Source organism: Citricoccus sp., from assembly GCF_035445025.1.
In the GTDB taxonomy this organism is placed as follows: Bacteria; Actinomycetota; Actinomycetes; order Actinomycetales; family Micrococcaceae; genus Citricoccus.
This window is the reverse complement of the sequence record NZ_DAOMPX010000036.1, coordinates 14,525-28,639: the sequence shown is the minus strand read 5'-3', so window position 1 is coordinate 28,639 and position 14,115 is coordinate 14,525. Positions and strand designations below refer to the sequence as shown.

At 70.5% G+C, this 14,115-nt stretch carries 13 protein-coding genes; 4 read left to right on the top strand and 9 right to left on the bottom strand.

Annotated elements, in window-relative coordinates; genetic code table 11:
- From PLJ28_RS11420 to PLJ28_RS11400, 5 genes are all read right to left on the bottom strand, one after another.
- Positions 1-869, bottom strand: an 869-nt coding sequence (locus PLJ28_RS11420) for an NADP-dependent oxidoreductase (RefSeq protein WP_324590153.1), incomplete at its 3' end; no start/stop codon positions are given.
- A 113-nt stretch (positions 870-982) separates the two neighbouring features.
- The gene (locus PLJ28_RS11415; RefSeq protein ID WP_324590152.1) at positions 983-3,007 is read right to left on the bottom strand and encodes a heavy metal translocating P-type ATPase; all 2,025 of its coding nucleotides are present in this window, start codon (positions 3,005-3,007) and stop codon (positions 983-985) included.
- A gap of 133 nt (positions 3,008-3,140) precedes the next feature.
- Complete coding sequence (locus PLJ28_RS11410) at positions 3,141-3,374, bottom strand: heavy-metal-associated domain-containing protein (RefSeq protein WP_183529134.1); 234 nt, start codon at positions 3,372-3,374, stop codon at positions 3,141-3,143.
- Positions 3,375-3,596: 222 nt separating this feature from the next.
- Positions 3,597-3,803 (bottom strand): hypothetical protein, encoded by a 207-nt coding sequence (locus PLJ28_RS11405; RefSeq protein WP_298044153.1) that lies wholly within the window; start codon positions 3,801-3,803, stop codon positions 3,597-3,599.
- Positions 3,804-3,882: 79 nt separating this feature from the next.
- Positions 3,883-4,377 (bottom strand): acyl-CoA thioesterase, encoded by a 495-nt coding sequence (locus tag PLJ28_RS11400; RefSeq protein ID WP_324590151.1) that lies wholly within the window; start codon positions 4,375-4,377, stop codon positions 3,883-3,885.
- A gap of 156 nt (positions 4,378-4,533) precedes the next feature.
- On the opposite strand from PLJ28_RS11400, the gene ligM reads away from it, so the two are divergent.
- Together ligM and PLJ28_RS11390 are read left to right on the top strand one after the other, a co-directional pair.
- Positions 4,534-5,961: a vanillate/3-O-methylgallate O-demethylase gene (gene ligM / locus PLJ28_RS11395; RefSeq protein WP_298044155.1), complete on the top strand. Its 1,428-nt coding sequence runs from the start codon at positions 4,534-4,536 to the stop codon at positions 5,959-5,961.
- 368 nt (positions 5,962-6,329) lie between these two features.
- Positions 6,330-7,427, top strand: coding sequence for a hypothetical protein (locus PLJ28_RS11390; protein ID WP_298044156.1), 1,098 nt, complete (start codon positions 6,330-6,332; stop codon positions 7,425-7,427).
- A gap of 169 nt (positions 7,428-7,596) precedes the next feature.
- Here PLJ28_RS11390 and PLJ28_RS11385 read toward each other — a convergent pair whose 3' ends face one another.
- The 4 genes from PLJ28_RS11385 to purB all read right to left on the bottom strand — a co-directional run bounded on the left by PLJ28_RS11385 (position 7,597) and on the right by purB (position 11,518).
- On the bottom strand, positions 7,597-8,106 hold the full coding sequence (locus tag PLJ28_RS11385; RefSeq protein ID WP_183529128.1) for a septum formation family protein: 510 nt from the start codon (positions 8,104-8,106) through the stop codon (positions 7,597-7,599).
- 193 nt (positions 8,107-8,299) lie between these two features.
- Positions 8,300-9,160, bottom strand: coding sequence for a methylenetetrahydrofolate reductase (locus tag PLJ28_RS11380; protein ID WP_183529126.1), 861 nt, complete (start codon positions 9,158-9,160; stop codon positions 8,300-8,302).
- 119 nt (positions 9,161-9,279) lie between these two features.
- Positions 9,280-10,005 carry a trimeric intracellular cation channel family protein gene (locus PLJ28_RS11375; RefSeq protein ID WP_255459705.1) on the bottom strand — a complete coding sequence of 242 codons (726 nt, stop codon included), beginning with the start codon at positions 10,003-10,005 and terminating at the stop codon, positions 9,280-9,282.
- A gap of 19 nt (positions 10,006-10,024) precedes the next feature.
- Positions 10,025-11,518 carry an adenylosuccinate lyase gene (gene purB, locus PLJ28_RS11370; RefSeq protein ID WP_298044157.1) on the bottom strand — a complete coding sequence of 498 codons (1,494 nt, stop codon included), beginning with the start codon at positions 11,516-11,518 and terminating at the stop codon, positions 10,025-10,027.
- A 146-nt stretch (positions 11,519-11,664) separates the two neighbouring features.
- On the opposite strand from purB, the gene PLJ28_RS11365 reads away from it, so the two are divergent.
- Positions 11,665-12,498 carry an alpha/beta fold hydrolase gene (locus tag PLJ28_RS11365; RefSeq protein ID WP_298044158.1) on the top strand — a complete coding sequence of 278 codons (834 nt, stop codon included), beginning with the start codon at positions 11,665-11,667 and terminating at the stop codon, positions 12,496-12,498.
- A 102-nt stretch (positions 12,499-12,600) separates the two neighbouring features.
- Positions 12,601-14,076, top strand: coding sequence for an aldehyde dehydrogenase family protein (locus tag PLJ28_RS11360; RefSeq protein ID WP_183529122.1), 1,476 nt, complete (start codon positions 12,601-12,603; stop codon positions 14,074-14,076).
- The last annotated feature ends 39 nt before the right edge of the window (positions 14,077-14,115 follow it).

Sequence of the window (14,115 nt, the reverse complement as noted above, 5' to 3'; positions counted from 1 at the left end):
CCCTCGACGGCGGCCATCGCGGCCGGGGCCTCGGCCAGGCTGTAGCGCCGGCCCACGTGCGGGTCGATGAGGCCGTGCTGGACGACGCCGGTGACCTTCGCCAGGGCCTCCCGGGTGCGCCGCACCCCGGACCCGCCGAGTTCCTCGGCGAGTCCGGGGTCGACGGTCGTGAGGACGTGCCCCGGGTCCTTCGCCACGGGCGCGATGTCCCGCAGCGCCTGCCCGCCGACCAGGTCCACGACCAGGTCCACGCCCTCGGGGGCGATCTCGCGCACCCGGTCCACCACGCCGTCGCCGGACTCGACGAACGTGGCGCCGGTGGACTCCACCAGTTCCTTCTTCGAGGCGCTGGCCACCCCGATCACCCGGAACTCATGCACCTTGCCGATCTGGGCCGCCATCAGGCCCACGCCGCCGCCGGCCCCGAGGATGAGCAGGCTCTGGCCGGGCTTGAGCTCGATCTGGTGGGTGACGTCGTAGGCGACCGTCCCGGCGACGGGGATGGTCGCCGCCTCCACGAAGGAGATCTCCGGTGGCTTGGCCACGGTCCTGGCCGCGTCCAGCACCGCGTGCTCGGCGAAGGTGCCCTCACCCCGCACCGGCAGGCCGAGGACCTCGTCCCCGACGGCGAATTCCTCCACGCCCTCGCCGACCGCGGTGACGACCCCCGAGGCCTCCAGGCCCATCGGTGAGGGCAGCGTGCGCTTCCTGCCGAAGAGCCCCTGACGCATCTTCGCGTCCGCCGGATTCACACCGGCCGCCTTCACCCGGATGACGACCTGCCCGGGGCCAGGCCGGGGCACCTCGCGCTCGATGAGTTCCTGGTTCTCCGGGCCCCCGAAGTCCGTGAAGACCAACACCTTCGACATCTGGTTCTCCTCCTGTGTCCTGTCCCCGGGCGGCGCGTCCGGGTGGCGAGCGGGCCGTCGAGCCCACCTTCCCCGTTCCGCGCCTCCCGATCCAGTCCTGCCGGCCCGGGCGCTCAGACGCCCACTGACGGGGAGCCCTCGGTGGCCTCGAAGTCCCGGTGGTGGGACGGGGCCCGCGCCTCCTTCGCCATCGCGGTCGAGTGGCTGTCGTTGCGCATCAACCGCATGGCGTTGAGGATCACCAGCAGCACGGACGCCTCGTGGACCAGCATCCCGGCCGACATGGTCACCCCGCCGGCGAAGACACCGGCCAGCAGCAGCACCACCGTGATCAGCGCGATCGCGATGTTCTGCCTCATCACGCTCACGGTGCGCCGGGCCAGGCTGATCGACTCCGGCAGCTTCATCAGGTGGTCGCCCATCAGCGCGATGTCCGCGGTCTCCACGGCCACCGCCGAACCGGCCGCACCCATGGCCACGCCGATGTCCGCCGTGGCCAGGGCCGGGGCGTCGTTGACGCCGTCGCCGACCATGGCCACGGTGTGGCCCTCACGCTGCAGGCGCGCCACCACCTCCAGCTTGTCCTCCGGCAGCAGGGCAGCGTGGATCTCGTCGATCCCCGTCGTCGCTCCGATGGACTCGGCCACCAGGCGGGAGTCGCCGGTGAGCATGACGACCTTCCTCACGCCGGCCTCGTGCAAACGGTCGACCATGGCCGGGGCGTCCGGCCGGACCAGGTCGGCCACCGCGATCACGCCGATCACCGTCGAGTCGACGGCCACGATCATCGGGGTCCTGCCCGCGGCGGCGAGGCCGCGCGCGGCCGGGCCGGCGCCGACGTCGTCCGTCACGTCGTGCTGGGCCAGCAGCGGCAGGTTGCCGACCAGCACCCGCCGGCCGCCGACGTCGGACACGATGCCCTTGCCGGGGACCGGGGTGACGTGGCCGGGGATGCCCGCCGGGGCCACCCCCGCCTCCTGGGCGGAGTCCAGGATGGGCCGGGCCAGCGGGTGCTCCGAGCCGGCCTCGGCAGCCGCGGCCCAGCGCAGCACCTCGGTGCGGTCCGTGCCCTCGCCCAGCACGACGACATCCGTCAGCCGGGGCCTGCCCTCGGTGAGGGTGCCGGTCTTGTCCACGGCCACGGCCGAGATCCTGGCGGAGGTCTCCAGGAACTCGCCGCCCTTGATGAGGATGCCGTTGCGGGCGGCGCGGCCGATGCCGGCGACGATGGCGACCGGGATGGAGATCACCAGGGCGCCGGGGCAGCCGATGACCAGCAGGGTCAGGGCCAGCACCACGTCCTGGGTGAGGATCCAAGTGACCAGGGCCAGCACGATCACGGCCGGCGTGTACCACCTCGAGAAGCGGTCGATGAAGGCCTGGGTCCTCGCCTTGGCGTCCTGGGCCTCCTCCACGCGGTGGATGATACGGGCCAGGGTGGTGTCCGCGCCGATGCCCGTGGCCAGCACCTGCAGGAAGCCGCCGCGGGAGACGGTGCCCGCGAAGACCTGGTCCGCCTTGGCCTTCTCCACGGGGATCGACTCACCGGTGATGGAGGCCTCGTCGATGGCGCCCGTGCCGGAGACGACCTGGCCGTCCACCGGGACCTTCGCCCCGTTCTTCACCAGGACGATCTCGCCCATCCTCACCTGGTGGGCCGGGACCTCGACCTGTTCACCGTCCCGCATCACGATCGCCGTGTCCGGGGCGACGGCGATCAGTTCGGTCAGCGCCGAACGCGTCTTGTTCAGCGTGGCCGCCTCGAGGGCGTGGCCGACGGCGAACAGGAAGGTGACGGCCGCGGCCTCCCAGAAGTTGCCGATGAGGACGGCGCCGAGGGCCGCGATCGACACCAGCAGGTCGATCCCGATGACCCTGACCCTCAGCGCGCGGACCGCAGTGCGCACGATCCCGTAACCGGCGACGAGGGCCGCGGCCAGCATCACGAGGGTGGCGAGGGTGAAGACTGTGCCGGAGCCGTGCGCGTGCTCGCCGGTGTCGATCCACCACTGCGGCCCGATGGCGGCGTTCCATGCGCCGCCGCCGAGCTGTTCGATGCCGAAGGAGAGGAGGATGAGCAGGCCCGAGATGATGGGGACGGACCAGCTGCTGTGGAGCCATGTCTGGAGCCTGTTCACGGCGAGTGCGACCTTTCCGGGTGGATGCGAGGGGTGCGTGTGAGGGGGCTAAGGCGAGGGGGCTGGTCCGTGCGGTGACGGCGACGACCCCCCACTGCCCGTGACCGCCGCGGGTCACGGGCGGGAGGCCGGATCAGAAGGCCGAGGGGGTGGCCGTGTAACCGGCCTTGGCGATGGCGGCGACGATGTCCTCGACGGAGGTCGTGGTCGCGTCGTGGTCGACCTCGATGCGGGCGGAGGCGAAGTGGACCGTCACGTTCTGCACGCCCTGGAGCCGGCCGACCTGCTTCTCGATCTTGCCCACGCAGGACGGGCAGGAGAAGCCCTCGGCGCGGAAGATGGTGTGGGCGGTGGTCGCGGTGGTCATCTGAGACTCCCTTCGTTCGTCGTGTCTGGTGCTGACACCGTCAACGTACGAGGGAATGGCGGGCCGATCCTTGACCTGGGTCAAGTTCGACGAACTGTCTTCGCGCAGGTCAGGAGGCAGGAGGCAGTGGCGCAGGACGCAGGACGACCCGGCGCCGGAGGGTGTCCGGGGCCGGGCCGGGGCTGGAAGGCGACGGCGGCGCCGTCGGGCCTTGCGGGGTGGTCAGTAGTTCTGCGGCGGGTCCGAGGCGGGGAAGGAGGCCTTGCCCCAGTCATCGGCCTTGGCGTCGTCGTGCTCGTACCTGACCTGCTGCTGGGTGGCGTCGTGGACGAGCTGCTGTGCCAGGTCGGCGGCGTCCGTGGTGGTCACCGTCTTCGTGACCGTCACCGTCTCGGTCGTCGTCTGCGGCTCGTGGGTGGCTTCGCTCATGACGTCTCCTCTCGGTCGTCTCCATTATCGGCTTCTTCCCGTGTCAATGCACGGTTGCACCGGTCCCGGCGGAGGGTGATCAGTCCCGGAGCTCGATCGGCAACCGGTCCCGGTCGTCGGTGATGTCCGTGTAACCGTGCGGGGCGGGCTTGCCGTCCTCGCCGAGCGAGACGAACACCATCCTCTCGATCGTCAGGATGACGTGGCGGGTGATCATGTTGCGGACCTCCGCGCGCATGGTGAGGGAGGTGCGGCCGAAGTGGGTGGCCTTCAGGCCCATCTCGATCATGTCCCCCTGGCGGGCCGAGGACACGAAGTTGATCTCGGAGATGAACTTGGTGACCACGCGGTGGGTGCCCAGCTGGATGCTCGCGTAGATGGCGGCCTGCTCGTCGATCCAGAGCAGCAGCGACCCGCCGAAGAGCGTGCCGTTGGCGTTGAGGTCCTCGGGCTTGACCCACTTGCGGGTGTGGAAGCTGACGGGGTCCGCACCGGCCCGTGTGGTGCCGTCCGGCCCGGGGGCGGGCAGGGCGGAGGTGCGGTCGGCGGGCTCGTTCGGGGGCTGGATGGTCATGGGGGGAGCGTAACCCGGGGCGTGGCTGCGGGGCAGGGTGGAGGGTATCGACATACCTATGCGTATAGGTATATGGTCGGTGACGAAGCAGGTGTGGGACAGATCACTCCCTGCTCGCAGCACCCCTCCGCAGGACCATCCGAGAGGACCGAACCGATGTCTGAAACCGTTGTGACCACCAAGTCCCTGCAGGACGTGCTGGACGAGTCCGGCAACGTCGTCGAGCGCCTGCGCAATGCGCAGATCGGCGCGTACATCTACCCCGTCGTGGCCCCCGAGTTCTCGAACTGGCGCTCCGAGCAGCGCGCCTGGCGGGACTCCGCGGTGCTCTTCGACCAGTCCCACCACATGGACAACCTGATCCTGCGCGGCCCGGACGCCATCAACCTCATCTCGGACACCGCCATCAACTCCGTGGCCAACTTCGCCGTGGACAAGGCCAAGCAGTATGTCCCGGTCACCCCGGCCGGTCACGTCATCGGTGACGGCATCATGTTCCGCCAGGCCGAGGAGGAGATCGTCTACGTCGGCCGCGCTCCGTCCACCAACTGGCTGCTGTTCAATGCCGAGAAGAACGGCTACCAGAACCTGGAGATCGTCGAGGACCGCCGCTCGCCCTCCCGCCCCATGGGCAAGCCGGTGCAGCGCGAGTACTACCGTTTCCAGATCCAGGGCCCGCGCGCCTGGGAGATCATCGAGAAGCTGCACGGCGGCTCCCTCGAGAAGCTGAAGTTCTTCAACATGTCCTGGATGAACATCGAGGGCACCCAGGTCCGCACCCTGCGCCACGGCATGTCCGGCGCCCCGGGCCTGGAGATCTGGGGCCCCTACGCCGACTACGACCGCATGCGCGACGCCATCCTGGCCGCCGGTGAGGAGTTCGGCATGCTTGCCGTGGGCTCCCGGGCCTACCCCTCCAACACCCTGGAGTCCGGCTGGATCCCGTCCCCGCTGCCGGCCATCTACACCGGCGAGGGCCTGCTGGCCGAGTACCGCCAGTGGCTGGGCGCCGACTCCTACGAGGCCAACAACGCCGTGGCCGGATCGTTCGTCTCGGACAACATCGAGGACTACTACCACACCCCCTGGGAGCTCGGTTACGGGTCCTTCGTGAAGTTCGACCACGACTTCATCGGCCGCGACGCCCTGGAGAAGATGGACCCCGCCGCCCAGCGCAAGAAGGTCACCCTGGCGTGGGACGCCGAGGACATCCAGCGCATCCAGGCCTCGCTGTACGACACGGAGGGCACCCCCTTCAAGTACTTCGACCTGCCGCTGGCCAACTATGGCTCGTCCAACTTCGACAAGGTGATCGACGACGACGGCACCGTGGTGGGCGTGTCCATGTTCACCGGCTACTCGGCGAACGAGAAGCGCGCGCTGTCCCTGGCCACCATCAACCCGGACGTGCCCGAGGGCGCCCGGCTGAAGGTCGTCTGGGGCGAGGAGGACGGTGGTACGAAGAAGACCACCGTCGAGCCGCACCAGCAGACCGAGGTCAACGCCACCGTCTCCCCGGTGCCGTACTCCGCCGTGGCGCGTGAGTCCTACCAGGAAGGCTGGCGCACCGGCTACAAGGCCTGAGTCCGGCCCGCTGTCCGGATCCGGACGGGTGGCCCGTGATGGGTAGTCCCTCGCGGGCGGCCCGTGACGGGTCGCTGGCCCCATCTTGACCCGGCCCGAGCGCGCGGCGCCCCATCTCCTCGGAGGTGGGGCGCCGTCGTCGTGGGTGAGTCGGCCGGGAATCATGCCGGGGCGGACAGATCCCCGGTTCCTGCCGGACTGAATGGTCCATTGGAGCATGGTTGACCGGCGGCGGGTCATTCCACAGCTCGCCTCCCGGAGTCATCCGGCCGGGTTGTCCACACGCTCGGCCACCGGGGCAGCACGGCGACCGCGTTCCGCGATGTGCTGGACCGATGACGCTCACGACATCCCCATCCCGTGCAGGTGTGCCAGGACTCTACGCGCACCATCCCGTGCTCATGCAGGCGGACGGAACCCTGCGCGCCTGGACCATCCCGATGATCCTGGCGGACCCATCGGGCGCCTCTGCGCAGGACCCCCGACGACTGTCGAGGGCCGTGGAGCGTGGTGACCTCATCCGGATCCGTCCGGGTGCCTACGCCGAGCGCGCGGGATGGAACGACGCCTTTCCGATGAGCCGGTACATGGCCACCGTGCTCGCCATCGCCGCCTCCCGGCGGGCGGGTGACGCGGTGTTCTGCCGGGAGACGGCGCTGGCCCTCCACGGGATCAGCCTGTGGTCGTTACCGCGAGAGGTCAGTGTCCGGACGGCCCGCGCCGGATCGACGGGAGCCAGGAGGCCGGCTCGCATGCCCGGCGCCCAGCACGCGCCGTTCGCGGAGCGGCACCGGATGTGGCCGCAGGCGTGGCGATCACTCCGGGACGTGGACCGGGGTGGCACACCCTCCGAGAAGCTGGTGCTGGCCGGAGTCTCCCTCCGGGTCGAGTCCCTGGACCGGGCGCTGGCCGACACCGTCCCCCGCATGGACCCCGCGGAGGCCGCCACGGTGCTGGACGCCCTCCTGGCCGGCCGGCCTGCCGGACTCAAGAACACGAGGGCGTCCACGCCGACGCCCTGGTCCAGGGAGGAAATCCTGGGCCTGCAGGAGCTCTGCACCTCGGCGGCCGCGAGGGAGCGGATGTTGACTCGCGCACGATTCGCCACGGGTGAGACCGAGTCGCCGGGAGAATCCGTCAGCCGAGTGGTGATCCGCGACCTCGGATTCGCCCTGCCGGACATGCAGCATCGGGTGCACGACGAGAACGGCGCGCTGCTGGGCATCACGGACTTCTGGTGGGAGGGCGCCGGCACGGTGGGGGAGTTCGACGGCCTGGCGAAGTATCTGGGCCGGCGCAGTTACTCCGGGCTCTCCGCGGAGCAGGTCATCGCCGAAGAGAGGCGCCGTGAGGATGCCATCTGCGACCGGGGGCTGCGCATGGTGCGGTGGTTGGCGGAAGACCTGCGCAACCCGGCCAGACTGGAGGCGAAGTTGCGGCGAGCGGGTGTGCCTCGGCGGAGGTGACCGGAATGTCAGGTGATGGGCTACCGAAATGTCAGGCCAGAATGGACATCTCCCGAGGTCCTCCCGGCCTGATTCGTCCATCCGAGGATGATTAGCGCCTGGGATTATTAGCGGTCGTGATGATTGGCGCACGTGATGACCGCTGCCCGTGACGCGGGGCGTTTGGGCCTCAGCCTCGAGCGTTGTCACCGGCCTGGGAGCCGATCAACCGGCCACCGCTGTTGAGCTGGAGGGCGCACAGCACCTGGCGGTCGCCCTCGGACCAGGACCCCGAGGACGGGGTGTACATGGTGTACCCGAGATCGGAGTCCTCCGGGGCCGTGCCCGTGAAGGCGGTGAACTCCGCGCGGCAGCCGGCGTCGGCAAGCCCGTGCACCCGCTCGTCGCCCGGCCAGGACGGCTCGTCGAGCTGGAACAGGGCGTAGGCCTCGAGGTCATGGGCCACGGTGCAGGGCACCACCGCGACCGCGTAGAGGCCGTCCGCGGTCGGCCGGTCGTAGCACTGGCCCGGGGACAGTTCGAAGATGCTCGTCTCCACCGCGGAGACGGCGGGCGTCGGGGTGGACGTCCCGACCACCTCCTCCGTGGCTCCCGGACCGCCGCACCCGGTGAGCAGGGCCGCGAGGGCGAGTGCCGCCGTCGGGGCGGACAGGGCGCGCGCAGGCCGGGGACGACTCATGTCCTCCACTCTACGGAGGCGACCGCGCGTGTCTGTGTCCTCGCGGCCGCCACCGCAGTCCTCACGGAGTGGCTGCGACCCCTGGCCCCGCACCCCCCCGCCACACAGCGCTGCCGAAGTCCCTCGCCACGCAGGGCTGCCGCCGCCGGGATCCCGACGACGGCAGCGCGGTTTGGCGGCGATGGGGAGGGGGTCAGTGCTTGCGCTGGTACTCCTCGATCCACTCGGCGGTCGCGCGCATGCCACCGAAGGTGTAGAAGTGCAGCTTCACGTCGCCGTGGTCCTCGGTCATGGCCGCGTCCAGGGCGGAGATCAGCTTGTCGGGACCGGCGGTGCCGAGCAGGTTGGTCAGGGAGAAGCCGTACTTCTTGGCGATGCCGGCGGAGGTGGAGACGCCGAAGCGGCTGGCGTAGGTCAGCAGGCGCTTGATGCCGGCGGGGCCGGGCACGCCCACGCGGATCGGCAGCTGGATGCCGCGGCGGCGGACCTCCTCGATCCAGTGCACGATCGGGTCCACGTCGAAGCCGAACTGGGTGAGGATCGTGCCGTTGAGGCCCTGCTCCTGCAGGGAGGCGTTCTTGCGCTCGAGGGCGTCCCAGAGCTGGGCGTCGGTGATGTCCGGGTGGCCCTCGGGGTAGCCGGCGATCGAGATGTCCGTGAACCCGTGCTCCTTGAACAGGCCGGACTCGATGACCTCGAGCGAGGAGGCGTACGGCCCCATCGGCTCGGACGGGTCCCCGCCGACGGCGAAGGCGTGGGTGGTGCCGACCTGCTCCCGCAGCGCGGTGAGGAACTCGACGAGCTCCGTCTGCGAGGTCAGCCGGCGGGCCGAGATGTGGGGGACCGGGACGAAGCCGAGGTCCCGGGCGGCGGTGGAGGCCTTGACGCGCATGGACAGGTCCTCGTTGCCGAGGAAGGTGACGTTGATGCGGGTGCCCTGCGGGATGACGGAGGCGGCATCGCGCAGGGACTCGATGTCCTTGTCCTTGCCGGTCATCTCCAGCGAGGGCTCGGTCATGACGGTCTGGCGGCCGGTGGCGGGGGTGGCGTTCATGGCATTTCCTCGGCGGTTCTCGGGTCGGCGGGCCCGATGGTGGCGCCCCGACGGTGGTCTCGATCACACTGCTGGAACCGACACTAATATAACTATGGCGATAGGTATAGAGGTGGGGCTCAGTCGGCGGCCTTGATGCCCCGGTCCGCATAGGGCGCACTCCATCGGCGGCGCAGGGACGCGACCCGGACGGCGAACACGGCGACCATGATCAGGGCCAGCGACAGCCAGTTGAACCAATGCAGCCACCACAGCAGCGCGGTCAGCGCGGCCCCGAACAGCGCAGGCACCGCGTAGAGACCCCGCGGGTTGAAGATCTCGGGCACCTCGTTGGCCGTGACGTCGCGCAGCAACCCACCGACCACGGCGGTGGTCACGCCCAGCACGATCGCCATGACCGGGGTGATCCCGGCCGCCAGCGCGGTCCGGGTGCCGGTGACGCAGAACAGGGCGAGTCCGGCGGCGTCGAACACCAGCAGGCCGCGGCGCATCCGGTCCTGCCGGATGAAGCGGACGTAGACCAGGCCCGCGGCGAGCAGCGGCGGGAGCAGGTAGAGCGGGTTGGAGAAGGAGTTCGGCACGCCCTCGTTGATGATGAGGTCCCGCACCACGCCGCCGCCCAGGCCGGCGAAGAACGCCAGGAACACCGACCCGATGATGTCGAAGTGGCGCCGGGCCGCCAGCAGGGACCCGGACACCGCGAAGAAGAACACCCCGAGCAGGTCCAGGACCAGCAGCAGGGTGGGCAGCGCGGACTCCAGCTGCTCGACCAGCGGGTCCAGCTCGTTCGAGGGTGACGGGATCTCCGGTTCCACGCCCGCCCGCCACAGCGTCAGCGTGATCATCGCTGTCCCCGGCGCGGGCTCAGACGCCCTGCGCCAGCTCCTCGGCCAGCCCGGTGTAGGAGGCGGGGGTGAGCGCCATCAGGCGGGCCTCGGCGTCGGGCCCCAGGCCCAGGCCGGCCACGAACTCGCGCATCCGCGCCCCGTCCACCCGCTGGCCGCGGGTGAGGTCCTTGAGCCGCTCGTAGGGGTTGTCCATGCCCTCGACACCGGCGATCGCCTGGGCGCGCATCACGGTCTGCACGGCCTCGCCGAGCACCTCCCAGTTCTCGTCCAGGTCCCCGGCGAGCACCTGCTCGGCGACCTTGAGCTGCTTCATGCCCTTGGTGACGTTGGACAGGGCCAGCACCGAGTGGCCCAGGGCCACCCCGATGTTGCGCTGCGAGGTGGAGTCGGTGAGGTCGCGCTGCCAGCGGGACTCCACCAGGGTCGCGCCCAGGGAGTCCAGCAGCGCGTTGGAGAGCTCGAGATTGGCCTCGGCGTTCTCGAAGCGGATCGGGTTGACCTTGTGCGGCATCGTCGAGGAACCGGTGGCGCCGGCCACCGGGATCTGGGCGAAGTAGCCGATCGAGATGTAGCTCCACACGTCCACGCAGAACCCGTGCAGGATCCGGTTGAACCGGGCGACGTCCGCGTACAGTTCCGCCTGCCAGTCGTGCGACTCGATCTGGGTGGTCAGCGGGTTCCAGGTCAGTCCGAGGTGCTCCACGAACGTGCGGGAGACCTCCTGCCAGTCGGCGCCCGGCGCGGCGGCCAGGTGTGCGGCGTAGGTGCCGGTGGCGCCGTTGATCTTGCCCAGGTACTCCTGCTGCTCGATCCGCCGCAGCTGCCGCTCCAGCCGGAACACGAACACGGCCATCTCCTTGCCCAGCGTGGTGGGCGTGGCCGGCTGGCCGTGGGTGCGGGAGAGCATGGGCACGCCCGCCGCGCTCGCGGCCAGCTCGCGGATGGTCCCGACGGCGGTGCGGGCACCCGGGAGCCAGACGTCCAGCACCGCGTCGCGCACGCCCACGGCGTAGGAGAGGTTGTTGATGTCCTCGGAGGTGCAGGCGAAGTGCACCAGCGGCGTCAGATGGGCCAGCCTGAGGCCCTCGAGCCGGCGGCCGATGTAGTACTCCACGGCCTTGACGTCGTGCACGGTCTTGGCCTCGATCGAGCCCAGCTCGTCCACGCCCTCGGGGCCGAAGTCCGTGACGACGGCCCGCAGTCCCGCCTCCTGCTCCGGCGTCAGCGGGGACAGTCCGGGCAGGACCTGGCGGTTGGCCAGGTGGATGAACCACTCCACCTCCACGTGGATGCGGTTGCGGTTCAGCGCGGCCTCGGACAGGTGGTCCGCCAGCGGCGCGACGGCGGCGCGGTACCGTCCGTCGAGCGGGCCCAGCGGGATGCCGGCGTCGGCCAGGGACTGGCGGGCCGGCGTCGGGCCCTGCGACGCGGGGGCGGCGGCCGACGCTGCGGGCGAACCCGCGGCGGAACCGGTGGCGGAGGCGGACTGCGGCGTGGAGGACTCAGGCATGGCCCATATTCTCCCACGCGCCGCGACGCCGACATGCTGACTGCTTCACGCGTGGGATCGGCCATGCTGTGGACATGGCGAAGAGATCGAGGTTCGGGTGGCCGTGGAGGCGCACGGCTGGGAGCGGGACGGCTGGGACGGAGCCTGTGGACGAGTTCCCGGACGGGTCGCGCTGGGCCGAGGTGCGGGGGCTGAGGCTGCACTACCGCGTGGTCGGCCGCCCCGGCGGCACTCCGCTCGTGATGCTCCACGGACTCCTGGGCCATGCCCGGGAGTGGGACCCGGCCGTGGCGGAACTGGCGGTGACCCACCAGGTCTGGGTGCTGGACCAGCGCGGGCACGGACTGAGCGACTGGGCCGGGGACTACGCACGGTCCACCATGGCCGAGGACCTGATCGCGTGGCTGGAGGCGGTCGGCCTGGACCGCCCCGTCGTGATCGGGCACTCGATGGGAGCCACCGTGGCCCTGCTGGCCGCGGCGCGGCGGCCCGACCTGTTCGGGAGGCTGGTCATCGCCGACACCGCGCCGAAGACCGCCGACGGCCAGCTCCAGGCCTGGTTGCGCGAGTACCTGCAGGAGCTCGGAGCCGCGTCCCACGGCACCGTGGCCGAGGCGCTCGCCCTGCGCTCCGGTGGTCCCCGGGCCCGTCCCGACCTCGTCCGCCGGTCGGTCGAGCAGAGCCTGGTGCGAGGCGACGACGGCCGGTACCGCTGGCGCTTCGACGCCCGGGGGCTGGTCGGCTCGCTCGACAGCGTGGACCCGGCCGTGCTGTGGGACGCCATCGACGCGATCTCCTGCCCGGTGCTGCTGCTGCGCGGTGAGCACAGCCTCGAGCTGTCACCGGAACTGTCCGGGGAGATGGCGCGGCGCCTCGGGGACGCCCGGCTGGGCACGATCGCCGGCGCCGGCCACGATCTCGCGCTCGAGAACCCCGAGGGGGTGGCGCGGGCCGTGTTGGACTACCTGGCCGGGGACTGAGTGGTGGTCGTCGATATGCAGGTTCCCGCCAGCGTTCTCTGATAGACCATCAATCACGGCGTCTTCCCCCGGCGTCGGCGTTTCCTCGAAGGAGAGAGTTTCATGACTGTGACTGCAGAGACCACGACCGCCACGTTCGCCGGGCAGCCGGTGGACACCCAGTTCATCGCCGGTGAGTGGCGGGCGGGGCATTCGGAGAAGGTGAACACGGACACCAACCCGTTCAACGACCAGGTGGTGGCGCGGATCCGGCAGGCCTCGGGAGAGGACCTGGACGAGGCCTACCGTGCGGCCGAGGCCGCCCAGCCCGGCTGGGCCGCGATGGCCCCGGGCGAGCGGGCCAGGATCATCCGCCGGGCCGGGGAGATCCTGGAGGAGCGCCGCGAGGAGATCGTGTCCTGGCTGGTCGCCGAGGGCGGGGCGACCATGCTCAAGGCCAACATCGAGGTGTCCCTGGCCGCGGGCATCACGGCCGAGTCCGCCTCGTTCCCGACCCGGGTGCACGGGACCATTCATCCCTCGAACACCCCGGACCGGGAGATGCGGGTCTACCGCAAGCCCGTGGGGGTGGTGGGGGTGATCAGCCCGTGGAACTTCCCGCTGCACCTGTCCCAGCGCTCGGTGGCCCCGGCCCTGGCGGTGGGCAACGCCGTGGTGATCAAGCCGGCCTCGGACACCCCGGTGACCGGCGGGTTGCTGCTGGCCAGGGTCTTCGAGGAGGCCGGGCTGCCGGCCGGAGTGCTCTCGGTGGTGGTGGGTGCCGGTTCGGAGATCGGGGACGCGTTCGTGGCGCACCCGGTGCCGCGGTTGATCTCCTTCACCGGGTCCACCCCGGTGGGCCAGAACGTGGGCACCGTGGCCACCAGTGGGGAGCACCTGAAGAAGGTCTCCCTGGAACTGGGTGGCAACGCCCCGCTGGTGGTGCTGGACGACGCGGACCTGGACGCCGCCGTCGGCCAGGCCATTCCTGGTACTTTCCTGCACTCGGGCCAGATCTGCATGTCCGTGAACCGGATCATCGTCCAGGCCCCGGTCTATGACGAGTTCGTGGCCAAGTTCACCGCCGCGGCCCAGTCGGTGAAGTTCGGGGACCCGGCCGCCGAGGGCACCCTGGTCGGCCCGGTGGTCAACGACTCCCAGCTCGAGGGACTCAAGAAGAAGATCGACGGGGCCCGTGCGGCGGGGGCGACGGTCGCGGTCGAGGGCGAGATCACCGGCCGCGTCGTGCCCCCGCACGTGTTCACCGACGTGAGCCCGGAGATGGAGATCGCCCGCGAGGAGATCTTCGGCCCCATGGTCGCGGTGCTCAAGGCCGAGGACGAGGACCACGCCCTTCAGCTGGCCAATGACCACGTCTACGGGTTGTCCTCGGCGGTGTTCACCCAGGACCTGGACCGCGGGGTGCGGTTCGCCCAGCGGGTCAAGGCCGGGATGACGTTCGTCAACGAGATGACCGTCCAGGACGAGGCCCACGTGGCCTTCGGCGGCGAGCGCAACTCCGGGCTGGGCCGGTTCAACGGTGAATGGGCCATCGAGGAGTTCACCACCGCCCACACCATCGGCGTCAAGCGCCTCTGAATGGCCGGACCGGCCGCGGGGGATCGTCCCTGAACCCCG

Coding starts and splice junctions, on each gene's coding strand:
- PLJ28_RS11375 (WP_255459705.1), bottom strand. CDS start 10,005: ATGATCACGCTGACGCTGTGGCGGGCGGGCGTGGAACCGGAGATCCCG.
- PLJ28_RS11360 (WP_183529122.1), top strand. CDS start 12,601: ATGACTGTGACTGCAGAGACCACGACCGCCACGTTCGCCGGGCAGCCG.
- PLJ28_RS11400 (WP_324590151.1), bottom strand. CDS start 4,377: ATGACCATCCAGCCCCCGAACGAGCCCGCCGACCGCACCTCCGCCCTG.
- PLJ28_RS11385 (WP_183529128.1), bottom strand. CDS start 8,106: ATGAGTCGTCCCCGGCCTGCGCGCGCCCTGTCCGCCCCGACGGCGGCA.
- ligM (WP_298044155.1), top strand. CDS start 4,534: ATGTCTGAAACCGTTGTGACCACCAAGTCCCTGCAGGACGTGCTGGAC.
- PLJ28_RS11410 (WP_183529134.1), bottom strand. CDS start 3,374: ATGACCACCGCGACCACCGCCCACACCATCTTCCGCGCCGAGGGCTTC.
- PLJ28_RS11380 (WP_183529126.1), bottom strand. CDS start 9,160: ATGAACGCCACCCCCGCCACCGGCCGCCAGACCGTCATGACCGAGCCC.
- PLJ28_RS11405 (WP_298044153.1), bottom strand. CDS start 3,803: ATGAGCGAAGCCACCCACGAGCCGCAGACGACGACCGAGACGGTGACG.
- purB (WP_298044157.1), bottom strand. CDS start 11,518: ATGCCTGAGTCCTCCACGCCGCAGTCCGCCTCCGCCACCGGTTCCGCC.